The organism is Rhodoblastus sphagnicola, assembly GCF_002937075.1.
In the GTDB taxonomy this organism is placed as follows: Bacteria; Pseudomonadota; Alphaproteobacteria; order Rhizobiales; family Beijerinckiaceae; genus Rhodoblastus; species Rhodoblastus sphagnicola.
This window is the reverse complement of record NZ_NHSJ01000098.1, coordinates 1-25184: the sequence shown is the minus strand read 5'-3', so window position 1 is coordinate 25184 and position 25184 is coordinate 1. Positions and strand designations below refer to the sequence as shown.

The 25184-nt window shown below is 58.8% G+C and carries 21 protein-coding genes and 8 pseudogenes; 14 read left to right on the top strand and 15 right to left on the bottom strand.

The features are described from left to right. A partial coding sequence (locus CCR94_RS16130; RefSeq protein ID WP_146090047.1) for an IS3 family transposase occupies positions 1 to 525 on the top strand: 525 nt, incomplete at its 5' end. Between the two features lie 28 nt (positions 526 to 553). Beyond that, positions 554 to 769 (top strand): annotated as a pseudogene (locus CCR94_RS16125) (ATP-binding protein); the annotation flags it as partial. Positions 770 to 1084: 315 nt separating this feature from the next. Here CCR94_RS16125 and CCR94_RS24635 read toward each other — a convergent pair. From CCR94_RS24635 to CCR94_RS16115, 3 genes are all read right to left on the bottom strand, one after another. Further along, the gene (locus CCR94_RS24635; protein WP_146090046.1) at positions 1085 to 1480 is read right to left on the bottom strand and encodes a hypothetical protein; all 396 of its coding nucleotides are present in this window, start codon (positions 1478 to 1480) and stop codon (positions 1085 to 1087) included. After that, on the bottom strand, positions 1477 to 1911 hold the full coding sequence (locus tag CCR94_RS16120) for a GcrA family cell cycle regulator (protein WP_104508873.1): 435 nt from the start codon (positions 1909 to 1911) through the stop codon (positions 1477 to 1479). Before CCR94_RS16120 ends, CCR94_RS24635 begins: the two co-directional genes overlap by 4 nt. A gap of 394 nt (positions 1912 to 2305) precedes the next feature. Next, positions 2306 to 2614 (bottom strand): helix-turn-helix domain-containing protein, encoded by a 309-nt coding sequence (locus CCR94_RS16115; RefSeq protein ID WP_158254794.1) that lies wholly within the window; start codon positions 2612 to 2614, stop codon positions 2306 to 2308. Positions 2615 to 3016: 402 nt separating this feature from the next. Between CCR94_RS16115 and CCR94_RS16110 the strand changes: the two genes are divergently transcribed. Next, on the top strand, positions 3017 to 3217 hold the full coding sequence (locus CCR94_RS16110; RefSeq protein ID WP_104508871.1) for a hypothetical protein: 201 nt from the start codon (positions 3017 to 3019) through the stop codon (positions 3215 to 3217). A 499-nt stretch (positions 3218 to 3716) separates the two neighbouring features. Here CCR94_RS16110 and CCR94_RS26065 read toward each other — a convergent pair. After that, positions 3717 to 4004 (bottom strand): annotated as a pseudogene (locus tag CCR94_RS26065) (IS110 family transposase); the annotation flags it as partial. A 177-nt stretch (positions 4005 to 4181) separates the two neighbouring features. Further along, complete coding sequence (locus CCR94_RS16100) at positions 4182 to 4370, bottom strand: hypothetical protein (RefSeq protein ID WP_104508870.1); 189 nt, start codon at positions 4368 to 4370, stop codon at positions 4182 to 4184. Between the two features lie 353 nt (positions 4371 to 4723). Between CCR94_RS16100 and CCR94_RS26685 the strand changes: the two genes are divergently transcribed. Continuing rightward, positions 4724 to 4987 (top strand): helix-turn-helix domain-containing protein, encoded by a 264-nt coding sequence (locus CCR94_RS26685; RefSeq protein ID WP_104508869.1) that lies wholly within the window; start codon positions 4724 to 4726, stop codon positions 4985 to 4987. A 603-nt stretch (positions 4988 to 5590) separates the two neighbouring features. On the opposite strand, the gene CCR94_RS16090 is transcribed toward CCR94_RS26685, so the two are convergent. After that, positions 5591 to 7834: a PDZ domain-containing protein gene (locus CCR94_RS16090; RefSeq protein ID WP_158254793.1), complete on the bottom strand. Its 2244-nt coding sequence runs from the start codon at positions 7832 to 7834 to the stop codon at positions 5591 to 5593. Positions 7835 to 8498: 664 nt separating this feature from the next. Next, complete coding sequence (locus CCR94_RS16085; protein WP_104508867.1) at positions 8499 to 8957, bottom strand: P-loop NTPase family protein; 459 nt, start codon at positions 8955 to 8957, stop codon at positions 8499 to 8501. Between the two features lie 494 nt (positions 8958 to 9451). Between CCR94_RS16085 and fcl the strand changes: the two genes are divergently transcribed. The 3 genes from fcl (at position 9452) to CCR94_RS16065 (ending at position 12389) form a co-directional block, all read left to right on the top strand. Then, a complete protein-coding gene (gene fcl / locus CCR94_RS16075; protein ID WP_104508865.1) occupies positions 9452 to 10387 on the top strand; it encodes a GDP-L-fucose synthase in 936 nt (311 codons plus the stop codon). A 123-nt stretch (positions 10388 to 10510) separates the two neighbouring features. Continuing rightward, positions 10511 to 11467, top strand: coding sequence for a DUF1190 domain-containing protein (locus CCR94_RS26355; protein ID WP_104508864.1), 957 nt, complete (start codon positions 10511 to 10513; stop codon positions 11465 to 11467). A 397-nt stretch (positions 11468 to 11864) separates the two neighbouring features. Beyond that, the gene (locus tag CCR94_RS16065; RefSeq protein ID WP_104508863.1) at positions 11865 to 12389 is read left to right on the top strand and encodes a hypothetical protein; all 525 of its coding nucleotides are present in this window, start codon (positions 11865 to 11867) and stop codon (positions 12387 to 12389) included. Between the two features lie 356 nt (positions 12390 to 12745). Here the strand turns inward: CCR94_RS16065 and CCR94_RS16055 are convergent, their stop codons facing one another. After that, positions 12746 to 14191, bottom strand: a complete 1446-nt coding sequence (locus CCR94_RS16055; RefSeq protein WP_104508861.1) for an exopolysaccharide biosynthesis polyprenyl glycosylphosphotransferase — start codon at positions 14189 to 14191, stop codon at positions 12746 to 12748. Positions 14192 to 14799: 608 nt separating this feature from the next. On the opposite strand from CCR94_RS16055, the gene CCR94_RS16050 reads away from it, so the two are divergent. From CCR94_RS16050 to CCR94_RS26050, 3 genes and pseudogenes are all read left to right on the top strand, one after another. Beyond that, positions 14800 to 14961 carry a type II toxin-antitoxin system RelB/DinJ family antitoxin gene (locus CCR94_RS16050; protein ID WP_104508860.1) on the top strand — a complete coding sequence of 54 codons (162 nt, stop codon included), beginning with the start codon at positions 14800 to 14802 and terminating at the stop codon, positions 14959 to 14961. Between the two features lie 355 nt (positions 14962 to 15316). Further along, a pseudogene (locus CCR94_RS16040) lies at positions 15317 to 16609 on the top strand (IS256 family transposase). Positions 16610 to 16669: 60 nt separating this feature from the next. After that, a pseudogene (locus CCR94_RS26050) lies at positions 16670 to 16797 on the top strand (IS3 family transposase); the annotation flags it as partial. A gap of 14 nt (positions 16798 to 16811) precedes the next feature. On the opposite strand, the pseudogene CCR94_RS16035 reads toward CCR94_RS26050, so the two are convergent. From CCR94_RS16035 to CCR94_RS16025, 3 genes and pseudogenes are all read right to left on the bottom strand, one after another. Continuing rightward, positions 16812 to 17006, bottom strand: a pseudogene (locus tag CCR94_RS16035) (transposase); the annotation flags it as partial. Then, positions 17007 to 17849 carry a hypothetical protein gene (locus tag CCR94_RS16030; RefSeq protein ID WP_146090045.1) on the bottom strand — a complete coding sequence of 281 codons (843 nt, stop codon included), beginning with the start codon at positions 17847 to 17849 and terminating at the stop codon, positions 17007 to 17009. Between the two features lie 188 nt (positions 17850 to 18037). Continuing rightward, positions 18038 to 18323: pseudogene (locus CCR94_RS16025) on the bottom strand (transposase); the annotation flags it as partial. Positions 18324 to 18399: 76 nt separating this feature from the next. Between CCR94_RS16025 and CCR94_RS26045 the strand changes: the two are divergent. Next, positions 18400 to 18561 (top strand): annotated as a pseudogene (locus CCR94_RS26045) (IS3 family transposase); the annotation flags it as partial. A 53-nt stretch (positions 18562 to 18614) separates the two neighbouring features. On the opposite strand, the gene CCR94_RS16020 reads toward CCR94_RS26045, so the two are convergent. Continuing rightward, entirely contained in the window at positions 18615 to 18908 is a 294-nt protein-coding gene (locus tag CCR94_RS16020; protein ID WP_104508857.1) for a transposase, read from the bottom strand. A 298-nt stretch (positions 18909 to 19206) separates the two neighbouring features. Here CCR94_RS16020 and CCR94_RS16015 point away from each other — a divergent pair. After that, positions 19207 to 20310: pseudogene (locus CCR94_RS16015) on the top strand (IS256 family transposase); the annotation flags it as partial. 260 nt (positions 20311 to 20570) lie between these two features. Here the strand turns inward: CCR94_RS16015 and CCR94_RS16010 are convergent. Further along, entirely contained in the window at positions 20571 to 21602 is a 1032-nt protein-coding gene (locus CCR94_RS16010) for an IS110 family RNA-guided transposase (RefSeq protein ID WP_104508856.1), read from the bottom strand. A 10-nt stretch (positions 21603 to 21612) separates the two neighbouring features. Between CCR94_RS16010 and CCR94_RS25130 the strand changes: the two genes are divergently transcribed. Then, positions 21613 to 21777, top strand: coding sequence for a hypothetical protein (locus tag CCR94_RS25130; protein WP_158254791.1), 165 nt, complete (start codon positions 21613 to 21615; stop codon positions 21775 to 21777). Positions 21778 to 21977: 200 nt separating this feature from the next. On the opposite strand, the gene CCR94_RS16005 is transcribed toward CCR94_RS25130, so the two are convergent. Both CCR94_RS16005 and CCR94_RS16000 read right to left on the bottom strand, forming a co-directional pair. Next, entirely contained in the window at positions 21978 to 23042 is a 1065-nt protein-coding gene (locus CCR94_RS16005; protein ID WP_104508855.1) for a helix-turn-helix transcriptional regulator, read from the bottom strand. Next, complete coding sequence (locus tag CCR94_RS16000; RefSeq protein ID WP_158254790.1) at positions 23039 to 23929, bottom strand: helix-turn-helix domain-containing protein; 891 nt, start codon at positions 23927 to 23929, stop codon at positions 23039 to 23041. Before CCR94_RS16000 ends, CCR94_RS16005 begins: the two co-directional genes overlap by 4 nt. 439 nt (positions 23930 to 24368) lie before the next feature. On the opposite strand from CCR94_RS16000, the gene CCR94_RS24630 reads away from it, so the two are divergent. Then, positions 24369 to 24743, top strand: coding sequence for a hypothetical protein (locus CCR94_RS24630; protein ID WP_146090044.1), 375 nt, complete (start codon positions 24369 to 24371; stop codon positions 24741 to 24743). The last annotated feature ends 441 nt before the right edge of the window (positions 24744 to 25184 follow it).

Genomic DNA, 25184 nt, shown 5'->3' with positions numbered 1-25184 from the left:
CCTGCGCCCAATCGGCTCTGGGTGTCCGACTTCACGTATGTCTCGACCTGGGGCGGCATGGTCTATGTCGCTTTTGTCATCGATGTCTTCTCACGGCGGATCGTCGGCTGGCGGGCAAGCCGGACGGCCCATGCGACCTTCGTGCTCGACGCCCTTGAGCAGGCCTTGCATGAACGCCGGCCGGCTCATGGCGGCGGCCTCGTCCACCACAGCGACCGCGGCAGCCAATACCTGTCGATAAAGTACACAGAACGGCTGGCGGCCGCCGGCATCGAGCCGTCGGTGGGCAGCGTCGGCGATTCCTATGACAATGCGCTCGCCGAAACGATCAACGGGCTTTACAAGGCCGAGGTCATTCATCGCCGTGGACCTTGGCGGAATTTTGAAGCCGTCGAGTTCGCGACGCTCGAATGGGTCGACTGGTTCAACCACCGCCGGCTGCTGGAGCCGATCGGAAACATCCCGCCAGCCGAGGCAGAGGCGCGCTTTTACGTAGCGAACGATCAGCCCGCCATGGCCGCCTGATTTGAACAAAAAGGCCTCCGGCAAACCCGGCGCGGTTCAGTTCCACCTGATCAGCCAGCTTTACGAAAAGACCTCGCTGATCGTCACCACCAATTTGAATTTTGCCGAATGGGTGACGGTTTTCGGGGACGCCAAAATGACTACGGCCTTGCTCGACCGCATCACTCACCACTGCGACATCCTGGAAACCGGAAACGATTCCTTCCGCTTCAAACAGCGCCAGAAGCAGCCGAAAGCGGGATGACCAACTGGAAACTTTTGGGCGCTGTTTCCTGGAAACTATTCGACGCTGATTGACATAGCAGATCATCGGGAAGGCCGAGCTGATCGAAGCTGAGGGTGACATCACGACCGCAGTCGGCGCGCGTGCAAGTCACCCACACGTCAGCGAGGCCCAGCGCCTTCATGCGGCCAATCGTCGGCGGCTTGGCTGGTGGGGCTTCAGTCACGTCGGCTCTTACGCCATTCGCGGCATGGACGCCAAAGTTAACCTCTCGCCCGCACGGCCTTGCTGGCGGGCGCTTTCGCCGCCTTGACGGGTGGTTGTATCAAAACCCGCTTACACGCCCTTGCCGCTCCGCCAGCAAGGCACAGCAGCGCGGCGGCGATCATTTCGATTGTGGGCATGTGGCTTCCTTTGGGGGCAATCTGCCATGGCGGGGTGGATTAAGGCTGGAGCCGCCTCACCGGCCAAGCCATTCTTGATCTTCATGCCCGCGCGAACCTGACGTCCGCACAGGAAGCGCAAGCAATCAAGCGGCGAAAGGCGATCTATGAGGAGTTGCACCTGGAGACGAAGCAGCATGTCGTCGGCGCCAATGCGGCCAACCGTGCGATGGGCAGAGACGCAAGCGACAATTTGTCGTTTGCGACCGCGACCGCAGAAGCCACAGGCAAAGACAAGCACACGGTAGAGCGCGCCGCCGCTCGCGGCGAAGCTCTTGGCGACGATCAACTCGCCTTGCGCATCGTCTTCGCGATCGGGGCATAGGCGAGTCTCCGGCAGGATGGGCAATAAGGCTGATCGCCAATTGCCTTTGGAGCGCCACAGAAGCCGAAGTCCTCGCTTCGAGGGTCTCCAATAGGCCAGCGGCACGACGTCGCAGTCAGGTCATTCAGCGCCACACGGCGCGCGGCCGGTTTGGCGATAGGCAGCATTTCCATGACGGGTTCCTTCCTGGCGGGAGTGGGGACGGCGGCGGATTGGGAAACGGCCTCGTCTTCAATCGCCAGCGGCTTGCCCTGCTTGAACGCCAGCCCGAGACGGTTCAGCTTGCCGATGACGGCGTTTTTCGTGGTCCCAAATTCAGCCGCTATCGCAGACGCGGACTTGCCCTCTGCCCAGAAGTCTTTCAGTCGATTGATGCAGGTTTCGTCCCAGATCATCCTTGGTCAGCTTTTCGCATTCTCACGCCAGCGCCGCTTCCGTTTTCCGGGATGCAGCATGGACGCCAACAAAAAACCCGATCCATCGCAGGGGCGACGAAGCGGGCTAAGGCGGCGACGCGCTGGCTTGTGCCACCAACGCAGGAAAAAACTTCACATAACTCGCGAACTACGTCGTTGCGCTGAGTCAATGCGATCAATCAGCGGCGGAAGGCGACTTCTTGAGCCTCACGGTCGCCTCACCGCCATTCTCTGGAATGACGCGGGCCGCTTGCAGGACGTATCAATCGCCAAAGGTCGATTTCCCTCTTAGATTCGGGGGAGGGGCTCTCAGAGAACTGCGTCCGCGCGCGAAAAACTGCGGCGGAAAATTCGAAAACAGCCGACCCACCCGTCAAAGCGCCGCATGATTGCGGCTAGAACGCTCGGCAGCCTTGTCGGTGTGTCTGCGCTTAACCTGATTTTTCGTCGCCTGTTTTGCGTAGAGCGGAGCAAAAAATTCAATCGGGCGGATGTCAAGAATCTTGCACAGTCTCAGCATTATTCTCGCGTCGATTCTCAGCTCACCATTTTCGAAACAGACAATTTGCTCTGGCGACAGTCGGGCGCGAGAGGCAAGCTCACCAATTGAAATTCTGTGCTGGAACCGGAGCGCACGCAAACGTTCGCCGACATCTTGGTCAATTAAATTCACCTCAATCACTTTTCGCCTCCTCCTCACTTGATGTGCAACCCATGACGCTGAGACAATCAAAAGATGTAAGGATTCGAAAATTAACAATTGATGAACGAACCGATTTCACCTTAAGGTTGTTGTCTGGTTGTGGCAATTGGTGCCATTTACGGAACTCTCAATGACAAGCGAGTTAGAAGCGGCGCATTTCTAAATGTTCCTAAAAGAATTCTATTAGAGCAACTATGCAACTAATTGACATTGCGACACAAATGACCCGAGGTAGGCAGTGTTCGCGCTATGCAACTAAAATGCGAAAACCGCCATGCAATTTTAAGTTGCAATCATTGCAAAAACACAACTTTCGCTAGGTTGTTGGTTGCGTCAAACTTGCCCACGCCAGTGCCTGGATGCCCTCCAAAGGAACACGAGATGGCCAGCATCGAAAACGAATTTGTTCAATTGATTGAGATTAACCTATTGTTTGCAAAGGCGGAACTGGCAGGGACCAATAGCGACCCAAGTGCATTGCTTCGGGCGCTGCGGCATATCAACGAAGCGCTGAGGGATATCCGCACGCACAAGCAGGGCCAATCGCGGGATGCCAAGAAGTCGATAAGGGCTGTTGCGTGAACCTTGAACGGTGCCAGACGATAGTTGGTGGCAGTTGCATCTACCCCATACCTCATGCTTGACCCATGGCAGTCCGCCCGGATGAACAAAGCCCCCCCCTTTCCTCTCCTCACCGAGGCTTTGGGCGAGGCCTAAGAGGCTGTCCGGAAAGTTCAGGCTAGCGAGCAAAGCTTTCGCAGCATGAGGTGGATTGAAGCGAGGCGGATGAGCGCCAAAGCGTTTCGCGTCAAACCTGCAAATCTCCCTTCCCTGTGTTTGCCTTGAGGAGGCGAGCGGCTTCTTTACGCCTTCGCAAACATCCCAGTGCGGAAGCTTTTGCCGGTCTTTGCGCATGGGCGCTAGTGATTTCGCCTTCCAGATCGTCGATTGCTTTGTCGATCCCATCAAGTGCGGAAGCCAAGACCTTCCCGCCCGCCTCAGCGGCAACCGGAAGAGTTGCATCATTTTCGGCCAGATCGAGCAACTCGTCGACGCGACCGATCCCCTTGGCGGCAATAATGCCGAATTCCGAAAGATGCGCGCGAAGCGCGTTGACGCTCATCGCCGAGAGCGCAGCCTTCACATGCCGCGTTTCCAGAAGAACTGTCTCGAAGCCGGCTTTCGTCAATCCGGCATGCAGCCATTGCGACAGCGGCCCCGCCTCAAGTCCGATGCGATCAATCGGCATGGCAGGCCCCCGTAGAAAGGCGATCAGGGAGTCTGGATCGCTCCCGACCTTGGTTTCCTTCACAATCTTACCTTTGGCGTAGACAATGCAGACGCTCGACAGTTCCAAAGACACGTCGATTCCGGCTTAATATTCCACAGCTGTCCGCCGTCCCGATGCCTGGGGCCGGCGCTAACCAGGATCCCGGTCCTCATCATACGGGGGACAGCCACCGTCCTAAACCAGAGGCTCAGGCTGGGGCCATTACGGCATCTAATCGCGCTCGGATAAACGCTGATCACGTAAGCGCTACCGAACTCAGGCCGCTTCAGTCTTGCCCGTTGGCGGCTTCGCCGCCTGACGCTGGACGGCGCGCAATTCTTTCAGCGCCCCTTCGATGTGGCGAAGCGCACGGGCGGGGGCTGAAGGATCGGCCATTTGGCAAAGCTCGGACTTTGCATAGAACAGATTGACTTCGATGACTTCCGCTAACCGGCTGACGTTCATGCACGCCTCCTAATTATGCCGGTTTTCGGGCTGTGCCCAGGATTAAAATTGGTATCGCTCGCCTCGCAAATTTGCCGACCGAAAGTTGCGCGAAACTTTTCGCCTACGCAACGTCCACAACCTCGAGTAGGGGCTCTATACGCCGAGCAAACCCCAGCCTGTCGACATAACGCTATGTTATATAGCGTACTTATGTTCTCAAGGCGACGCACATCAACCGCGCAGATGATGTGGTTCCGTTTTTGTTGCAACGTGAGGCTGCGACAAAAAAGCCATGTTCACATTTTATTAATAATGCGGTAAGCACAATTTAAAGTTGCCATAAGGTTAGAATCACTACTAGGGGTAATGTCATGCTGGTTCTCAATCCAATTGATGTTAAAGTGGGTGAATGTCTTCAAAATACGCGGTTGCACCTGGGCTTGTCTTTTCACGAGCTGGCTTTGGCAATAGGCGTCTCGAACGCTTGCCTACTCGATTTCGAGAGCGGCAAAACGCGAATCGGCGCGGACAAACTGTACGATATATGCAGAGTGCTGCATGTACGTCCGGTAGCCTTTTTTGCTTGGTTGCCTGACAAGGCAAACGCTACGCCAAAAGAGCGCGACGCAGCGTAATCGGGAGCATCAAGCCGCTTCCGTTCTGTTGTTTTCATCGTGTCGGGCAGCGCTTTCAACGTTTCTTCGATGTGGTGAATAGCGCGGACAAAGGCTCCAGCATCGCAAAGTTCGGACAATTCGACTTTAGCGAAAGCGAGATTGATTTCGTCGATTTCCGCCAGCAATTTGGTGTCCATAAGCGCCTCCCCATGTGCTTATTTGGACTGCTCCTCAGTAAAGTCAGAGAGAGGCGCGGTAGTATATGATGCCCCGTTTCCCCTCCCTGCTCATCAAACCGGACGTGCGGATTTCCCGCTTCCGGCTTTCCAACCGTCTTCACCCCGAGGCTCACGTCGGTGACACGCCGCGCCCGCGTTGAAGGCGCAAAACGCCGAAGCCTGGCGTTTTGTGTCGCCTGCGCAGGAAGTTGCGCACACATTGCCAGCCTCGCCGAAATGGGGTCGATCAGCTCTGACAGCCTTTACGCCGCATGCAAGCGCGAAGAGCGTATGAGCTTCGTCGGACCCGACGCGCCCGGCGAGACGTTCTTCTCCGACATTCGGTCGCGGACGAAGCCGAATGCCCGAATTGCTCGACCTCCCAAATTTGAGAAGTCTTGAATTATTTCTTATCGGCGGTGCGGTTGGGAAGCAAAAGCGTCACCGTTCGGGTTTCTCGATTGCCGCAGGCATATCGGGCGATGCCGGCGACATTCATCGGCGCCGCTGGAATCCGTTCAGACGTTGGGATGATCGACTGATCGATCAAATGGGCGTCGGGAGCGCCACACAGAACCGCGATCTGGAGAGCGTCGAGTTTCTCCGGAGCCGTCTCATTGCCTTTGACGACCAAGCCGAAATCGCCCGCCGCAATCTGCGCGTCGCCAAATCCAAGTCGGATGCTTTTCGCATTGGATGGCGAGATCAGGAACTTCAATTCTTCATTCGTTCTCTGCAGGGTGAAGCGCGCTTCATCGAGGAATGGAGCGACCGAAAGCGGATGGAAGGGCGCTGCTTGCGCTGCCTCGATATGCATGCCCTTGTCCTTGAGCCAAGCGAGGATTGTCTTGAGCTTTGCAATTTCGGTCAACTCGCGCAGTTGCGGTTTGATTTGCGGCTGCGAAGGCCGCGACGCGGCCGCGTCGCCCCCTGTTTCCACGTCGCCCTGCGACGGCGCGCCTCTCGCGAATCGCAACAAGAATATCTGATCCGAGATGGAACCCGCCTCGGCCGAAGGCGTGATCGCCAAAGCGCAAAGCGTCTTGTCACACGTCGACCTGACGAGGGAGGTCGTGGCCGCTTCGGTCTCGTTTGACTGTCCGTCGCGCGAAAAAGTCGGAGCCGGCGGTCCCATTGCCGCGACCGACGTAAACAAAGGTTGCGTCACATCGGTCATTCCGGAGAAAGAGACGTCAAATCGGGTCGTCAAGCCGGCGTCGGGAAAGAGCGCTTTTGCAGGAAAGCTCGCGCTCGCATGGCTTTCGATGAGCTGGGCGAGTTGCCGGGGGGCTTGAGCGCGAATCTGTGGCGGGAGCGCCGCGACGGCTTCGCCAAATGCTTCATCGGCGGACAAGTTCTCCAGTTTGGCGACGAAGACCTTCCGGAACCATTGGTCGCTGAAGCCGAAAGTTTCATCGATCGTGTCGGCGACCGCCAGGAATTGCGTCATAGACGGAATCGTTGGCTCGGCGACGGGATTTGGACCCTTCGGCGCCGCGCTTGTTTCGGCGCCCGACGCGGCCAATAGATTTGTCAAAGCCTGCCGCCTGACCCGATCCACGAAATGATACTTTTCGACGCGGTCATATGCGGCGAGGGCGTCGATCAGACGAACGAATTTAACGCGCTCTTGTGACAGGAACACCGCGCGGGAGAATCCATAAGATCCTTCATCGAGCCAGTTTACGGTCGTTGGGATGGGAGCGAGATCCACCAGAATGGTCAGACGCTCATAGGCTTTGTGCTTGCGTTTGCGGATCGTGAGCGCGACCCTTGCGCCCTGGCCCTTATGGCGCAAGGTCGTGCGCAATTCTTCAGGCGTTAGGGCGCTGACGCCGTCGACATCGAGAATCTGATCTCCGCGCACAAGGCCTATTTTCTTCGCCGGGGAGCCCGGCGCGACCTTGAGAACGAACAAACCGGGCTGTTCGCTGTCCAGAGCGACCGTGACTCCGAGGCTTCCGGCGGCGCGATTGGCATCGTTGGGGCTTAAATCAAGGCTCGACAGCAATTCGGCGCCGAGCTTGTTCGGCGTCCCGTCAGACTCAAAATAGTCCGCTGCATCGACCTTGACGCCGATCTTCTCAGCCGCGCCGGAGCGCCGCTGCGCTAGCCATTGATCGATTTGGGCTCGCGATGCTTGGGCGAGCGTGAATGTGATCGAGGGATTGCTTCCGGTCGCAAAGGCCAGGAGCGCGCGCAGATAGGCGACGCCATCCCCATTCGACCTCTTTTCAATATGGCTCGCCAGGATGAGCGTGTTCGCGTTTGCGTCGTAGATCGCGCCATCCAGGACATTGCTGTGGACGATTTGATCGATCGATGCAAATTGCCTGTCCAGCGATTGTTGCGCCGTGGCGGGGGATGCCGAGACCGCCTCGGGGCTTCCATCCGCCTTGTTATCGATCGAAGGCTCCCAGGCAGCGATTTTACGGTCGATGTCCTGCAAGTCGTTTTTGTGAACGAGGCACCAGTCGCTCCGCCCGAGCCGTCTGATTTGTTTGCGAAAAATATCCTCATAATGCGCAGCGGCGCGTTCAATGGCGTTCTGGCTATTTTGATCGCCACCGATTCGAAACAGCTGCCCGAGCAACCGGTTTTCGGTTTCGGCATCGCCGCCCGGACAATTCTGGACCACGGCCGTCACGAGACTGATTGCCGCGCCAATGGACTCCTCGCGCGACCTCTCTTCCTCCGCGGGCAGGGGCTCGCGCGCCGCCGCCCAGGCGAAGTTGGGGCATAGGTTGGTCAAGACGGCGATGGACGTCGCGGTGAGCAGGGTTCTCAACATGACTTCTCCGTGGGCGAATGATACGTGCGCGTTCCAAACGCCGCCCGCTGGTCGAGTATTGGAGCCTGAGTCGCTAGCCTGAAACTTGCTTATAAGGCAAGGTCGCGTAAGGCAGCCAATGCTGATCGCCGGCGTGCTCAGGCGGTTGCTTCGCGTTGACCGAGCAACAGCTGCGCGAGGAGGTTTTCAGTTTTCGACGGCGATTGCGGTTGCAACACGAAAATTATGAAGTCCGCTCACCGGAAATCAGAATGGCAAAATTTGGCTGTCGTCGAGTAGCGATGATGACGCTATTTGTATAATTATCGTTTGGCAAGAGGGTATCGTAACGACAAATACGTTAATTGATGCTGCCCGTTTTTTGCGGCGGTCTGGGTAATTGTTGTTGGCGGTTTAGCGAGCGAAAATTACCTGACAGTGAGGCGATGTGCTGCTATGGCGAGCTAAGCCAAGTCTGGGGCTTCCTCTGTTTTGGCTCTACGGGCGGCGGTGCGCTCCCGGTAACTTTCGCCATTCATTTCTATGATCGTCGCGTGATGAACAAGGCGGTCCACAACCCTGAACCCAGGCGCGCAAGCTGCGCCATAACCGACGAAGTTCGTGTTTTGTCCAATGTGGCGTACAAAAAACCACAGACCTTGAGCTGACCTCTTCCTGATCTAGTCTCCGCCGGCGCCGAGCGCCAGGAGATGCTGTTTGCGCACGCCCGGCGCGGCGTCGAAATCGAAGCTGGCGGAGTTTTTCCGGCCGGGGCCTCCGATTGATCGCGGTGACGCCGGATGCGACGGGAGGCGCGCTCGGCGACTTCGATCTCCATCAGCGCGGCGATGGTTTTCTGAGCCGGCCAGCCGTCGCAATCGGCAGCCTCGGCGATGCGCCGCCACTTGCGCGCGATGTTGGGCAGGCGCAGTTCCGTCAGCAAGGAGGCAAGGAAGGCCGCATCGGGCATGATGGCGTCCGTCATGGTCGCGTTTGTCATGGCCGGGCCTCGTCGCCAGCGGGGCGCAGAAGCAGATCATAGACTTCCAGATGTGGTTCGGGGATGGCGACCTCGCTCGCCGGGCCCGGCTTGCTCGCAAATTCCTCTTCGAGTTTGGCGAGGTCGGGCAGCTTGCCAGCGTCGAGGATGAAGCCGGCGCTCGCCGCAGCGGCTTCCTAGCTTTGATGTCGGGAACGGGAGGTCATGTAGAGCATCGCCTGGCGGTCGGTCACATGGAGGTTCGGCATCGAACTCACATCGTTGGTTGACTGAGCCGCGATACCACCCCCGACGCCAAACGGCTGGCGCCCCTCCAAAGAGGGGCGAAAAAACGCTGTCGGACGCTCTAGCCGGCCAAGATAATTGTCGGAGAACCGGCCAGCTTAATCGTCGCTGTGCAATTGCGGCCATCACCGAATTTCATTACAGGATGTAGCTCACGTGTGAAACGCGGATCGTCGGATATCTTCTCAAGCTCCACGGAACAGCGAAGCATGGCCAGAAAAAAAATTTGGGTGGCTGGGCACACGGGCATGGTCGGGTCCGCGATCGTCCGCGCGCTGAAAGACCGCGCGCGGGACGCCATCGAATTGGTGACAGCCGATCGCTCTGAGGTCGATCTGACCGACCGCGATAAAGTTGATCATTGGCTCGCGAAGCAGCGGCCGGACATCGTGATCCTCGCGGCGGCGAAGGTCGGCGGCATTCTCGCCAACGATACCTTTCCGGCGGATTTTCTGTTCCAGAACCTTGCGATCGAGACCAATGTCATTGATGGCGCGCACAAGGCGAACGTCGATCGGCTGGTGTTCCTCGGATCGTCATGCATCTATCCGAAGTTCGCGTCCCAACCGATCCAGGAGGCTTCGCTTCTGACCGGCTCGCTTGAGCCGACTAATGAGTGGTATGCGATCGCCAAGATCGCGGGCGTCAAGATGTGCCAAGCCTATCGGAAGCAGCATGGCCGGCGCTACATATCGGTGATGCCCTGCAATCTTTACGGGCCCGCCGACAATTTCGACCTCAAATCAAGCCATGTGCTGCCCGCGCTGATCCGCAAGTTTCATGAGGCAAAGGAGAAAGGCGCTCCAGCTGTGGAAGTCTGGGGCACGGGAACGCCGTTGCGCGAATTTCTTCATGTCGACGATCTCGCGCGCGGCGTGATTTTTTGCATGGATCACTATGACGGGTATGAGCCGATCAACTGCGGCGCGGGATCGGATATCTCGATCCGGCAACTCGCGGAAATCATTGCCGAAGTAGTGGGATTCGAGGGCGATCTCGTTTTCGACGCCACCAAACCCGATGGCACTCCGAAAAAGTTGATGGATTCAAGCAGGATTAGTGCGCTCGGCTTCAAGTCGGAAGTCTCCCTGAAGGACGGAGTGAAATCGGCGTATCTTTGGTACCTCGCCAATGTCAAAGCTTGAGGGGAAGGGGCTGAACGCCTCGTGGACAAACCCCGTCAGATCGCCGCGCGCTTATGTCGTCGATGACGCCGAGTTTGTGCTCGCGGGCGAGCGTGGTCGGGATCTTGCTTCGCAACTGTTGCTATGAAACTGGTGAGATTTGTCATGCGCGGCGATCCGTTTTTATGCACCCGTTCGGAGCCAATGGAGCGCTCGCAAATCAAGGCGGCTGAGGTGAACAACCGGACGAGCTATTGCGACCCTTCAATTCCTGGATGTCGGACCAGAGGGCGTGCGGCGCAGGGGGATATTCCGCCGACAGCAGACGTGGCAGCGCGGCATCTTCTTTCTCAGTCTTGGTCCGTGGAAACCTCCGCGAGGGCCATTGGCCGCAAGGGGGCGAGCGCTCGCGGGGGCGCATTCTCGCAAACCGGCGACTTGCGCTGCGGGGTCGGGGAGAAGCCTCATCGTGCACCCATCGCGGCGGCGCTGCTCTCGGCCTGGCTCGGGGTTTTTCTTCCGCACGCGGCTGTCGCCTACCAGAAGAGACTCTATGCGACGGAAAACATCTGCCGCATGGATAGCCTGCTCAGCGGCGACGAGTGCAAATATGCATTCCTCAATGCGCGCGCCGCCGTCGACGAGGGGGCGCCTCGCTTTTCCAAGCGGGAGGAATGCGAGAAATATTTTCATCACTGCATGATCGCGGGGTTCCACGGCGCCGGCGTGGAGTTCGGTCCGTCTCTCAAGGCTGTCGAAGTGACGGCGCGCACCAGCGAGGACAAGATCGCCCGCCCGGTCCTTGAGGCGGAGCTTCCGGCCGTGACGCTCTCGTCTCGGTCCGCCTTGCGATTGGACGCCGGCATTTCATCGACGGCGAAGAAGAAGGTTCAAGACAGTTGGCAAGGCTGGCTGAGAGCCCAAACCGCGTCGCCGCGAGACATGAAGGATATCATAAGCGGCCCGTCGGACGTCCGCGACATCAACGAGCCGAATTTTGACGCTCGGCCTGTCGAGGACAAAACCAAGGTCTTTCCAGGCGATGCGGAAAGAGAACGGCGGCGGCGCGAGGAGATCAAGAACGCGCCTTTCGTCCAGTGACCGCATCGCGCAATCGGTTGCAACTCCAAGGCGGCCGTGTACGCGACACTTTTGCCCTGATCGCGCCATTTCTTAACAAAGTCTTGCGGCGATCCAGTGCGGCAGGAACTATCTTTATGGGGTGATTTCATACCATAACCCCTTGTAATTGCGTATTTAGGGTGGCGCGACGGCGACACGCCGCCCAAGCTGGCGCAACCAAAATTTTACCACGGTGACGATCTTCCGCAACGGCGCCGTCGCTCATCTGCGCCGATAGAATCAATTTGAGCGAAATCGAAAAGCGAAATCCAAGGGGGCGGGCGCAACCTTTGCGTGTGCTCGGTTGATAGCGCAACCACTTCTTCAAGCGCTCCGGCCGGACAAGAGAATTTGCTCTGCTCTTGGAGTTCCAATCATGCGTATTCTGTCCTTCAGCTACAAGGCACCCGCCCTCAAGCTCGCCTCGATCGCCGCTGTTTCTGTGTTGTTCGCCGTCGCTCCGGCCAGGGCCTACTGGGAATCCTTCGACGGCGGTGGCGAGGTCCTCGATTACATGGAGCAGGTGCATTCCGCGAACGCCCGCGGCGCTCGCATCGAGATCGCCGGGGTTTGCGCCTCGGCCTGCACGATGAAGCTTGGCGTGCGCAACGCTTGCGTTTATCGCGACGCGCAATTGTGGTTCCACGCGGCTCATGGCGGCGACGGACGGGTCAACAGCCTCGGCACCCGGATCCTTTTGAACCACTATCCGTCGGCGATCCGCGCCTGGGTCATGCGCCATAACGCGGTGGCTTCGAACGATCTGACGACGATGTCGGGTTCGACGGCCATCAGCCTCGGGGTTCAAGACTGCGAGCATCCGCGGTCCGTCTCGGGACGGTACGCCCTGCGCGGACATCACTTGGGCCATCGCCATCACTGGCGGCATAGCTTCGGATAATACCAAATTATCGGTTGTATATTACAACCGTTTTGCGCAAGCATGGACGCTGAGGATAATGGGATCCTTGGCGGTAGCGTGATCCCTCCCAGCGACATGGATCCGTGGACAATGGAACACGCCCCCTTTCCTGAAGCGTCCCGCTTCGCGCGGTCCCTAGGCAAGGCGAGCAAGGTCGACTGGCTTAAGGTGAGCACATGGACTCTTGCCGGAACGTTTGGCCCGGCGTTTTGGGTTCCGGCGCTGCTTTGGCTACAACACGTCCTTCGCTGAAGCGCTTGCCGCTGCCGATATAGCATTCAAGCGGCCCTCCCGGCAGCATTCCAAGGCATTCCGTCGAAGGAAAAGCGCCTAAATCAATAGGCTGCGGGATCGTAAACGAGCAGCAGCGCGGTTCGTACAATGATCTTCATGTCGAGCCATGTCGACCAGTTCGAAATATATTCCATGTCGTATTCGACGCGTTTCTGAACCTTGGTGAAACTATCGAGTTCGCCGCGGTAACCGTTGACCTGCGCCCAGCCGGTGAGTCCGGGTTTAACACGGTGACGCGCGGCATATTGATCGGAAATATCGCAAAGATCAACGCCCTTCGCCCGTGTCTGCAATGCGTGCGGGCGCGGGCCGACCACCGACATGTCGCCGCGCAAGACATTGATGAACTGAGGCATTTCATCAAAACTGGTCCGGCGGATGAACCGACCCACAATCGTAACACGGTCATCATCCTTCGAGGTCTGGCGCAGGGCGCCGAGATCGCTGGCTTCCTGGCGCATCGACCGGAATTTCAGCAATTCAAATTGCGTTCCGTTGAAACCGACGCGTTTTTGCCGGAACAAAACCGGCCCTGGGCTTTCCAATTTGATGGCTGCCGCAATCAAGATCATCGCCGGCGCGAAGACGAGCAGTGAAAGCGATGCGACGGTGACATCCTGCACGCGCTTCAACCAAAGATTCCATCCGTTGATCGGTCTTTGGACCGCGCGCATCGACAGCTTATCGCCGAAGGTGGTTAGGTCCAGTTGTTCGGCCTTTAGTCTATTGTCTAAAGGCAAGACGAACACATCGACGGAGAGCTGTTGCAGGCCCCGCAGTTTCGGGAGAAGGGCGGGAGCGTCAACCCAAGGCGTGGACAGATAGATCTGGTCGATTTCATCCCGGGTGATGATCTCGGCCAGGGATTCGAGCTCGGCGATATCGCCGAGACGCAGAGTATCGACGATTTTGACCTGACCGGCCGATAGCCTAGCAATTTCCGTCGCGGGCAGCGGCTGGCTGAACACGCTCACCGAAAGCGCGCGATATATGAAGCAACCGGTTTCGAGTTGGCGTTGCGATCGGGACAAAAGCGCGATGCGCGCCAGCGGCAAGACCATGAGGGTCAACGCCATCCACGACATGAACCAGAGACGCGAATAGTTCTGCGCCGTTTTCGTCGCAACCGCGATGAAGATCAAAATGGCGAAAGTCGCCGCGATGGTCGTGAGCTGTCTTGGAACCGTATAGGTTCTATCCAGGATTTTCCGTGAATTGAAGGAACGCAGCAGACGGCCCAAAATCACGTAGAGGACCGTCGCGAGCGTCGGCAGCAGGAATTTGTCATCGAGCGAGCTATATTCCACGCCCCACGCATAGGGCAAGAAACCGCAGATGAAGAATAAAGAGAGATCGGCAGCCAGAAAGGTGACGACTTTCTGCTGAAGAGAAAGACGGAGTCCGGTAAATTGCTCCGCGCTTGTCCCAGACTCGACTTCAGCCTCTACGAATTCGATCGGGGACATGTCACCGATACCTTGCGTCATTCAGCGTCTCCGGACATTAGTCGACACTGAACGCTCCATGAAATAATTGATTATAAACTACATCGCACTGGCGGCATCACCAAGCATTTTTTGTCCTCGCCTGGGGTTGGAGTCCGAAGTCCGCAAGAAATGGTTAACCACGAGGGCGGGGCTGGCGGCCGAATTTCGGCTCGGCGGGTCGGGCGTCGGCGAACGGCGCCGCTTCCTGCGAACCGCCGCGACGTGATGGGCGCCATATTGCGTCATCGCGCCCGCGACGAAAACCTGAAGCGCTCCGCGCGATAGCTTCATTGTAACAAAAAGGGAAAGTGGGCTTCGTTTCGCCAGAATCGCGGGCGTCGAGCACCGCTTGAGCCATGATGCCCCATCGAGATGGCGTTGAGCCGAAGCCTTCGCCATCGAACAGCGCCGGCGCGGCGACCGCCTGCTATTCGGTTGTAGGCATTCATTCGAGTAAGGGCAAAATGGACGGATGGCGCGCCATGATTTTCGGCGCAAACCGCGGAGGACGTGGATAGCTCTACCAAGGGGACCTTGGCCGGAGGGTCGATGTCGTCCACGTCCGCACGCCATGAAATCATCTTTCAGGATCGCGACATGATGAGCCCGTGCCCGATGCCGTCGTCCGAGCTCGTATCGACGCGCACATCAAGGAAGAAGCTTCCGCCGTCTTGGTGACAATCGGCCTCACCGTGTCTGACGCCTTCCGACTGATGATTGTGCAACTTGCAACCGACAATGCTATGCCGTTTGAACCTCTGATTCTGTAAGCGTCCGGTGACGGGCCCTGTGGATTTCCAAGCGGTTGGCTGAAATTACGTCGCTAATTTCGCGAATAGCGACGTGGCGAGCGATGGCGCGTGTTGAGATTCTTTCCGGGCGCGAGCACTGGCGGTTCTGGTCGGACGTACAGAAGCCTCGCGATTTTGGACGAGGTCACTGTCGGCCGGGCCGGGCGGCGTAGCGGACGCTAAAATGCCCGCCGCATTGCCCACAGACGGCTCGTCCTTGCAGCAGCGCCGGGCCTTCTCTTGGAAAGGATGCTCGCGCCGCGTCATAGCCATGACCGTTCGCCTTGAGAACCTTCAGGTTCTCCTGACGCCGCTCCCAACTGATAAAGCCGGGATGGGCATTGGGAATGCAGGCCAGCCAATCGTCGTTGGCTCGGGCGTGCACGGTCTTTTTGCCCTCGATGGTGCGCCGGAACTGTCGTCGACCATAGGCGCCGGCGTAGAGCGGATGGTCAGGACGCTCATAGCCGTGGAAGCCGAGTTTGAAGCTTTCCTTTCAGACCATGCGGAAAAAATGCTGGCGGATGGCCGGCAGCGCGTCGTGCGCCATGGGCATGATCCAGCGCGTCAGATCCAGACCGGGATCGGGTCGGTGGAAGTGCAGAAGCCCAAGGCACGCGACCGCGGCGCGACGAGCGAAAGCGAGCGCATCCGCTATTCCTCAGCGATCCTGCCGCAATGGGCGCGGCGAACCAAGAGCCTGGACGCGCTGCTGCCGGCGCTTTATCGACGCGGCGTTTCAGCCGGCGATTTTCAGGACGTTCTGGCGGCGCTGCTCGGCAAGGACGCGCCCAACCTCTCGCCGTCGGTCATTTCGAGGCTGAAGGACGAATGGGAAGACGAATATCAGCGCTGGCAGAAGAGGAATCTCGCCGCGCGCCGCTATGTCTATCTGTGGGCCGACGGCGTCTATCTCCAGGCGCGCATGGAGCCGCAGGCGGAATGCATGCTGGTCGTGATCGGCGCCACGCCGGAGGGCAAGAAGGAGTTGGTCGGCTTTCAAACCGGCTTTCGCGAGAGTGCCCAGAGTTGGAAGGAACTGCTGGTCGACCTGAAGGCGCGCGGCCTGGCGCTGGCGCCGGAACTCGCGGTCGGCGACGGCGCGCTCGGCTTCTGGAAGGCGCTGGAGGAAGCGTTCCCCACGACGCAGCATCAGAGGTGCTGGTTTCACAAAACGGGCAATGTACTCAACAAGTTGCTAAAATCGCTTCAACCGGCGGGCACCAGGACCTGCGCGAAATTTGGCTGTCGCCCAGCAGCGCGAAGGCTGAGGCGGCGGTGGCGGTTTTCGCCGAGAAATACACGCCGAAATACAATGACGCCGTCAAATGCCTGCTGAAGGATCGCGACGCGCTGCTGGCGTTTTTCGATTTCCCGCCGAGCACTGGGCGCATCTGCGCACGACAAATCCGATTGAAGCGTGTTTTCGACGGTGCAGCATCGCACGGTGCGCACGAAGGGCGCCCTGTCGCAGGACACCGCCCGGCTGATGGTCTTCAAGCTCGTGACGACGGCGTCGAGGAATTGGCGTCGGCTGAAGGGGCAAAACCAGTTGCCGAAAATCATCAGCGGCGTAAAGTTCACAGACGGAATCGAAGCCGCGTCCGAAACCAAATCCGCCGCTTGATTCACGCCGTCACCCAGTTTCGCGCATAGCTCTAGACGAGCCCGGTCGGCAGCGGGCAGCGGAAGCTTCGGCGATTCCTATGACAATGCGCTCGCCGAAACCATCAATGGGCTTTACAAAGCGGAGGTCATTCATCGACGCGCGGGCCCCGGCGGAGCTTTGAAGCTGTCGAGTTCGCCACGCTCGAATGCAGCAGTCCGCCATGAACACCATGTCGGCGAGCGACCGCGGAGATGTTCGCGCCGGGCTCGAAGCTTTCCGCCAAAATCCGGGCCCGCTCGTCCTCGCTCCAGCGCCGCCGGCGCGTCGTCCCGCTGATCAGCTCGATCCCGCGATAGCTGTCCGTGTCTTTGCGATTGTCTTGATGAGTATCATTAGGACTATCATTATAGACCATTCAGCTTGCGTCGGACAAATCGCGCTTGATTCGAACATAAGTCGTGTCGTCGTAATAGGGCTGCGCCGGCGGGAATGGCCGAGATCCGCAGCTCGCCAAAACCATTAGGGGATCGTCACGTTTCAAGGCCGCGAGCGCTTGGAGCCCCTCGGCCAAGGTCGGAAACGCCTCGGGAAATCCGTCCGAGCAGAGGATGATGTCGGTGGCGAAATCCGCTGGAAAAACCTCAAGAAAACGATCCGGAACAAAGCGGCCGTCGACGATTCCGTAAGCCAGCGGATCGGGGCAGTCGACATTGGCGAATGCGTGCTGAACCTCGACCAGCGGCATGAAAGGTTGTTTAAGCGTCGGGACCAGCAGCTCGCGCGCATCATCGCTCAGCCCAAACGCAACGCGCCCACGCAGCACAGCGCGGCGAAACGCATAGGCGATCCGGTCGATGTTCTTCTCGCCGGAATATTCGGCCTGATCGAGTCGGAAATGGCAATCGCCGACGCGCCAGATTTCTTCGCGCGCGCGGCTCCAGACGACCACCGAAGCCGATGGCCGCGCTTTCGTCCGATCCGGCCATGCGCCGATGCGCTCGGCCACTTTTTGTGAGGCGGCGTCGAGGAAACGCCGCGCGGTCGAATCTTTTGGGAGATCCGCCAGGACATCGGCGACCGCCTGGGCGGCGAGCACTCCGCCCGAGACGCCGTTGATGGTCACCGACGAAGTCGCGCCGTCGATGACCGCGACGAAATCATCGGTGATCACCAGCCGATCCTCGTTTTTCTCATCGTCGCCTTTGGGCGTGGCGCAGAGCGATTCAAGGACAGAAAAACCCGCGAGAACAACCGCCATCAATTCCCCCCCAAACATGCCGCCCGGCCATCGCATCGGCGGAGCAAGATCGCCGGAAGCCGTTTCGGCTCTGCCGTCGCCCACAGCAGCAAATGAGGTGGAAGCTTCATGCGCCGCCTGAAAAGTTGTCATTGGATCTACCGGCGTCCCATTCTTGGCCTATGCCCGAATCTGGGTGACGGCGTGAATCAAGCGGCGAATTTGGTTTCGGACGCGACTTCGATTCCGTCACGGAACTTTACGCCGCTGATGATTTTCGGCAACTGGTTTTGCCCCTTCAGCTGGCCCCAATTCGTGGACGCCGCCGTCACGAGCTTGAAGAGCATCAGCCGGGCGGTATCCTGCGACAGCGCGCCTTTCGTGCGCACGGTGCGATGCCGGACCGTCGAAAACACGCTTTCAATCGGGTTCGTCGCGCGGCGATGCGCCCAGTGCTCGGCAAGGGAAGTCGAAGAACGTCAGCAGCGTTCGCCGTCAGCGTGATTGGGACAAAATCGGGTTGATTGAGCACGGAGGATTTCTGGCTCATCGTAGCTGACCAGGAGCGAAGATGAGACAGAAATCCGGACCTGCGAGAGTTGTTTCGGACGCCAAGCCGGCGGCTGAGAAAGTTCTGAAGGACATTCGCCGCGCAACCCGCCGGCATTTTTCGGTCGAGGAGAAAATCCGCGTCGTGCTTGAGGGCGGTCGCAAGCAATCTGCATTGCCGCAAAATCGACAAGCTGGATTGCGCCGTCTCAACCATCGCCCGCCTCCGTTCGACAGTCATCGACCGGAGGCCTTGGCCAAAAAATCCCGCCTCACCACGAGTTGGCCAATCTTGGCGTGAAGCTGCGTCACTTCCTTTTCTTCATCGCCAAGCCCTTTTGAATCTTGCGGCTCGCCCGAAAATATCCCGGCCAGGCCGTCAATCGCCTGGCGCTTCCAAGCGGCAATCATGGTCTGGTGGACACCATGCTTGGCTCCCAGTTCGGCCAGCGTCTGCTCGCCCTTCATCGCCTCCACAGCCACCTTCGCTTTGAACTCTGCTGTATGCCGTTTGGGTGTAACCTTGCCCATTTTGTCCCGTCATTCTCAGATCGGGAATTGCTGATCACCCTGTCCGAATTTCCGGGGCCATCTCAATGAAGGCGGTTGCGACGGCGCGGGCGGCATGGCCGCGCGCAAAATGATCGTGCCCCCAGAGGTGGTGTAGCTCTGAGAATGTAGCGTAGCCGCTCGTGACGCGCGCCCTCATGGCGCCGTAGCGAGCGAGCGGCGTAGCGGCCGGCGCGCAGGCGTTGGGTGGTCATCCACGATTCTTCGATTCTTCGGTAAGGACGGGTTGCTGACACCAACCCTGACCAAGGAACTGAGGATGACCGACGAGATCATGGCCCTTCGCGGGCTGATGGAGAAGAGCGCCGACGCGGATTTTCTGCGCGAGATGATCGGCTTTGGAGCGCAACGGCTGATGGAGCTGGAAGTGGGCGCGCTGACCGGCGCGGCGCACGGCGAGAAGAGCCCCGAGCGACTGGCGCAACGCAACGGCTATCGCGACCGCGACTGGGAGACGCGGGCCGGGACGGTAGAGCTTCGGATTCCGAAGCTACGCAAAGGATCTTACTTTCCTTGCTTTTTGGAGCCCCGGCGGCTGGCGGAGAAGGCCCTCACCGCCGTGATCCAGGAAGCTTATATCCAAGGCATCTCGACCCGCTCGGTGGACGATCTGGTCAAGGCCATGGGCATGAGCGGGATCTCGAAGAGCTAGGTGAGCCGGCTCTGCGAAGATATCGATGATCGAGTTCAAACCTTTCTGAACCGGCCCATCGAAGGCGATTGGCCCTATATCTGGCTCGACGCAACCTATCTGAAGGTTCGTCAGAACGGGCGGATTGTCTCGGTGGCGGTGATCATCGCCGTCGGCGTCAACTCGGACGGCAGGCGCGAGGTTCTGGGCATGGAAATCGGCGTCTCCGAGGCCGCGACGTTTTGGATCGAGTTCCTGCGCAAGCTGACCCGCCGCAGCCTCAGAGGCGTCAAGCTGGTGATCTCCGATGCCCATGAGGGCATCAAGGCCGCGGTGTCCCGCGTGCTCAGCGCGACTTGGCAAAGGTGTCGCGTGCACTTTATGCGCAACGCCCTGGCCCACGCCGGCAAAACCCAACGGCGGGTCGTGTCGGCCTTCGTCGGCACGGCGTTCGCTGAGGAAGACGAGGCCGCCGCCAAGGCGCAATGGCGCCAGGTCGCCGATCAACTGAGACCTCGCGTTCCCAAGCTTGCCGCCTTCCTGGACGAGGCTGAGACCGACGTGCTCGCCTACATGTCTTTTCCCAAGGAGCATCGCACCAAAATCCACTCGAACAATCCGATCGAGCGGCTCAACGGCGAGATCAAGCGGCGCACCGAAGTCGTCGGCATCTTTCCCAACGAAGACGCCATCACCCGCCTGATCGGCGCGATCCTGCTGGAGCAGAAAGACGTGTATGGACCACCCCCGATTTGCAAGGATTTTCACGCAGCGATGGAGACGGGTCTTGCGGTCGTGTATCCGGCCTTGTCGCGCGGCGACATGGCCGCAGGCCCTGATGGTATTCGCGGATCGGCGGCCGGACAAATGGCCGAGCTCGTAACGGCTCGCATCATTTCAATGGCCTTTGCCGAACCCGGTCTGACCGGTTCGCCATCACTTCGTGTCACCCTCGCAAGGCGGCGCCAGCTATCGTTCTCGGCGCCGATCCTTTATGCCGCTTGAGCGGCAAGCTTTCGATATCCTTCCTCCCGCGTGATCATCGCCCAAAGCGACCGCGCCGTCTTGTGGGCGACAGCGACCGCGGCCACATTCACCGGTCGCCGCGCAAGCAGCTGCTTCAGCCAAGGTCTCGGCGTTGCATCCTTGCGGAAGTTCACTCCGACGACGGCGCGAGCTCCGTGGATCAGCAACGCCCGCAAATAGCGATCGCCGCCTTTGCTGATCTTGCCGATGTGTTCCTTGCCGCCGCTGGCGTTGATCCTCGGCGTCAAGCCGAGCCAGGCTGCAAAGTGACGCGCCGACTGAAATTGTCGTCCATCGCCAACGCTGGCGACAATCGCACTCGCGGTGATCGGCCCAACTCCGGGAGCTGAGGCGAGCCGCTGACTGGCCTCAGACCCTTTATGCCAAGCGACGATGCGCGCTTCCACCGCCTTGATCCGCTCGGTCAGGGCGTCGATGTGGTCGAATGTCTCCGTGACTGCGGCGCGGGCCTCTTCGGGCAGAAGATCGACATCGATTTTGTCCATCCTCTGGCGAAGCTCGGCCACCCTCTGAATGCCCTTGCCAGCGACGACGCCGAATTCCGTCAGCAGTCCGCGAGCGGTGTTGATGGCGGAAGTTCGTTGCCGAACGAAGGCCGAGCGAACCCGGTGGAGGGTCAGCACGGCTTGTTGATCGATCGACTTGATTGGAACAAAACGCATGTTCGGCCTTCCTACGGCTTCACAAATCGCTTCCGCGTCGGCGGCGTCTGTCTTGTTCCGCTTCACGTACGGCTTGACGTATTGTGGCGGGATCAGCTTGACCGAATGTCCAAGACGGGAAAGCTCGCGCGCCCAATGGTGCGCGGCGGAGCAAGCCTCCATGCCGATCAGGCACGGCGGCAGCTTGGCAAAATATTCGACAAGATCATGCCGGGCGAGGCGTCGACGCAATGCAGTCCGGCCGGCTTCATCGACGCCGTGAACCTGGAAGACGGTTTTCGCGAGATCGAGCCCTACAGTAACAACATTCGACATGGAAGCACCCTTGGCTGCTGGAAAACTCCACTACCCGACCCCGCACGACGCATGGGGAAAGGGGGTGGTCCATGCCATCAAATGGGCGGTGCAGCGCTCGCGCTACATGACAGTGGAAAGTGTCGCTCCTTTGAGCGTTGATCCCCTCGTCAGCCTGCCTGCCGTGGCCGGCTGACCGATCCGGCTTTGCTGAAGATCGGATGACTCCGTCGTCTCACCTACACCACGCCTTGGGGCACGATCACCGATGGCCTACCGGGAGACCGCATAGGCTTTCCGCCTGACTTTCGGATATTCCTTTTCGTGCTTGCCATCGCAGCCTCCTATGAGAACGTTGCGACGACCGTTTGAATCCGCCGTATCCGGAACAGTCCGTCAATGCGTTGACGAACCAACCTCACGTCGCCGGGCTGACGCCCGCATCGTTTCGGACGGCAACTCTACGTACCTATCGCGGTACTTGGCTGAAAAGTGGCTGAGATCGCGGAAGCCACAATCGAACGCTATCTGGGTGATCGAGCGCACGCCGCACGGTTCGGACAACAACTTGCGGCTTCGCTCCAGCCGGCAGTTGATGATGAAGTCGCGCGGCGAATAGCCAAAGTGACGCTTGAAGCCGACTTGCATGACTCGCGTGCTTAGGCCGAGCGTCTTTGCGAGCCCCGAAAGCTTGATGACTTCCGTCGCATGGGCTTCGATATAGTCCCGCGCGCGTCGAAGGACAGGGATGCCGCAATCTGACGTATAACCAAGGCAATCTGCGACGCACGGAAACAGCGCCGCCGTCGTCATGCCCAGGAGCAGGTCTTCGCAGCCATCGGCGACAAGGTTGCCCAGGCCCATCGTGTCGACAATGGCCGATTTCATGGCGCGCGACAGCGACTCCGCGATGGGCCGCGTGAGGTCGAGCACTTTGCCAGATCCAGGTTTCAGTTCGTTTCTGCCGAACCTGCAGCCCATTTTCACGGCGCGCGCGTAGAGCGCATCGATCGTCGTCACAAGCGCGATGATCTCGCCGCGAGCCACTTGCAGGTTGATCTTCTCGAACGGCCAGCCGATGACGGCTTGCCTGTCCGCTCGGACGACGAAATTGCGGCCGCCCGCGGAGAAGTCCATTGATCCTGCGATGGGAAATGCGACGAGAACCTCATCTCCCATGGACCGCGTCAGGCTCAAGCCCGAAAGGTTCGACCGGATCAGGCGCACATCGCCAAGCGTCGATGCGATGGTGTGCATGGCCAATGGCTCGTCTCCCCCAAGATGGGTGACGACAACGTCCGATCCATAAATGGATCGAAACAATGCGGCGGCCTCTTCGTCGCCACCGGCGCCATAGGTGCTGACCTCAGCGATGCTGGGGCGGCCAAGCGTCCGCCTGGACCGCAGCGCTTCAGGTTCTTGCCGCTGCGGCAGCTGCCTTGCGGGACCACGCGCACTCATCGCCTGGCCGCCCGAAGCGTCGCGGACGGCGATTCCAGAAAGCGATCGCGATATTTGGCGGAGAAATGCTTGTAGTCGCTGAAGCCGCAACGGATCGCGACATCCAGAGCCTTAAGCGGGCGATCGGAAAACCGCAGCGCGCGATGTGCATTGTCGAGACGGCAGTTAAAAAGGTAATCGCGTGGCGAGCAACCATAATAACGGCGGAAGTTCTCCTGCATCGCGCGCGGACTGAGGCCGAAACGGCTGGCGACCAGCGACAGTTCCATAGCCTCGGTGCAATGCGCCTGAATATAATCGCGGATTCGCGAGATCGCCTTTGGCCCACAGAGTTGGGGCGCATGACCTGCTTCTTCAGCGACATTCGGGAAAATGGCGCAGGTCACGAGATTCAATAACATATCTTCATAGCTGGTCACAATCAGACCTTCGAGTCCGGTCTGATGAAATTTTGAAAATTCGTTCATCGCCGTTTGCGCGGTCTTGGACAAGCCGTCACCCAAATGGCCGCCCAGATCGATTTGGTCGACCGCCTCGTCCAAAAGCCCGAGGCCGAAAGCCTTGCCAGTCAGTCTTTCGGCGCATGCGATCAGCGCTGCGCCCGGGACGCACAAGGAGAACCCGTTCGCCTGGCGGACGCTCGTCGTCGAGACAACTCCGGGACGGTTGACCTTGGCGATTGGCCGTCCGTCGAAAACAAACTCACTCTTGTCTGTCCGACACGCGAAGGCGCCCTCGTTTGGAAACAAGATTTGAAAGCGTTTGCTGTCCCGCCGCGTCAGTGTCAGGCCGGAGCAGTTCCACTGGATCAGGTGCACTTGACCGAATCGAGCGGGACGCAGATGAGCGCTGAAATCTTTTTCCTGACCGTTATACGCGAGCTTCAAGTCGTTACCGCTTATGCCCCGCATAGCGGCTTCGCATTCTGCGACACTGGTGGTCTCTAAGTCTACGCACGCCCCCCTAGGGGGGGAATCCACACCCGCAGAACCGCCCATGCTGAATCTCCTTGATGAGCATGGGTTGGAACGAGCGAAGCTCGCCGGTGGTGAGTTCAAACGGGACGTTTTTTTTGGCTTCGTCCGCGCTTTCAACCCCCAGGTTTCGCAACGTCCGTATCGCAACCCCTTGCCTAACGTTATTTAGGCATTAGTATGTTCACCATCGAAAAAAAGCCGCAATTCCGTATTTGCAGCATGAGCCATTTGGCAGCGTTCGTGTCGAGTCCAATGATATTCAATCGTCGAAGATCGCAATTGCTTCTCGTGCGACATTTTCGGCTATGGAACTCAACATACGATACATTAAGCAGAATTTAGGTGCAGCATGGGAAAGGCCGTTACCGATACCAAGCTTCAGCTCTACATCAGGAACTCTTTGAAATCAATTGAGTTCGCGCGACGTCGTATGGATTACATCGTCGCGTCTACGATGTCTTCTGCCGAAATTTCCGATCAGATCGACATGTGCGACGTGCTTCTTTCCGAGATTTCTGCGGTAACAGAAAGCATTGGCTGCCTGTTCACAAATGTTGAGCCTGAATGCTCTCGCCTGACGCGGAACGTGGACGGCAGGATCGATTTTGACGCCGGCATGAGGCTGCGAAAGGTTGCGCCTTCAGAACCGTCGGCTATTTTTTCGGCACAGACGAAAACGATCCGCAGGGTCAGCCCAACGGCGCGACGACCGCCTCATCATTGAAGCTTGGACCTGTCAGCAGCGAGGACCGGATGGGCGATCCGCCTTGCGCGAGATCCGGCATTGTCTGTTTCAGGAAAAGTCATCGTCGTGGGGTCGCCTCGGCACAAAAGCGACCAGCGAAGGGGAAGTTGAGCCCAAACTCTAAATCGGCGCCCCGCCCCTCAATGCGCGCGGCAACGCCAAAACACCGGGGCTTCACGGCCCTTTTCTCTCAAACCCGACTGGTAACTTTTACGCCGCCATTTGGCGCGTCGCCTTCGGCTGCGTCCGTAAATGAGTGAATCACTCACGAGAGTCAGATAGCCCCAACCCGCAGGGCTGTTCAGTTCTCTAGACTTTGAGGGAGCTTTAGGATTCCCGCGGGCGAAAATGTGTGAATCTATCAACGACAACCCGAATCGGAGGTTGTCGGATGGCGGTGTCGCTGCTTGAGATTTTGCG

Bases quoted from the DNA above. Each gene is read 5' to 3' on its own strand.
- CCR94_RS24630 (WP_146090044.1), top strand. From the start codon at position 24,369: ATGGGAAAGGCCGTTACCGATACCAAGCTTCAGCTCTACATCAGGAAC.
- fcl (WP_104508865.1), top strand. From the start codon at position 9,452: ATGGCCAGAAAAAAAATTTGGGTGGCTGGGCACACGGGCATGGTCGGG.
- CCR94_RS16055 (WP_104508861.1), bottom strand. From the start codon at position 14,191: ATGACGCAAGGTATCGGTGACATGTCCCCGATCGAATTCGTAGAGGCT.
- CCR94_RS16120 (WP_104508873.1), bottom strand. From the start codon at position 1,911: ATGATCTGGGACGAAACCTGCATCAATCGACTGAAAGACTTCTGGGCA.
- CCR94_RS26685 (WP_104508869.1), top strand. From the start codon at position 4,724: ATGCTGGTTCTCAATCCAATTGATGTTAAAGTGGGTGAATGTCTTCAA.
- CCR94_RS26355 (WP_104508864.1), top strand. From the start codon at position 10,511: ATGAAACTGGTGAGATTTGTCATGCGCGGCGATCCGTTTTTATGCACC.
- CCR94_RS16065 (WP_104508863.1), top strand. From the start codon at position 11,865: ATGCGTATTCTGTCCTTCAGCTACAAGGCACCCGCCCTCAAGCTCGCC.
- CCR94_RS16110 (WP_104508871.1), top strand. From the start codon at position 3,017: ATGGCCAGCATCGAAAACGAATTTGTTCAATTGATTGAGATTAACCTA.
- CCR94_RS16005 (WP_104508855.1), bottom strand. From the start codon at position 23,042: ATGAGTGCGCGTGGTCCCGCAAGGCAGCTGCCGCAGCGGCAAGAACCT.
- CCR94_RS16020 (WP_104508857.1), bottom strand. From the start codon at position 18,908: ATGGGCAAGGTTACACCCAAACGGCATACAGCAGAGTTCAAAGCGAAG.
- CCR94_RS16100 (WP_104508870.1), bottom strand. From the start codon at position 4,370: ATGAACGTCAGCCGGTTAGCGGAAGTCATCGAAGTCAATCTGTTCTAT.
- CCR94_RS16085 (WP_104508867.1), bottom strand. From the start codon at position 8,957: ATGACAAACGCGACCATGACGGACGCCATCATGCCCGATGCGGCCTTC.
- CCR94_RS16010 (WP_104508856.1), bottom strand. From the start codon at position 21,602: ATGTCGAATGTTGTTACTGTAGGGCTCGATCTCGCGAAAACCGTCTTC.
- CCR94_RS16030 (WP_146090045.1), bottom strand. From the start codon at position 17,849: ATGGCGGTTGTTCTCGCGGGTTTTTCTGTCCTTGAATCGCTCTGCGCC.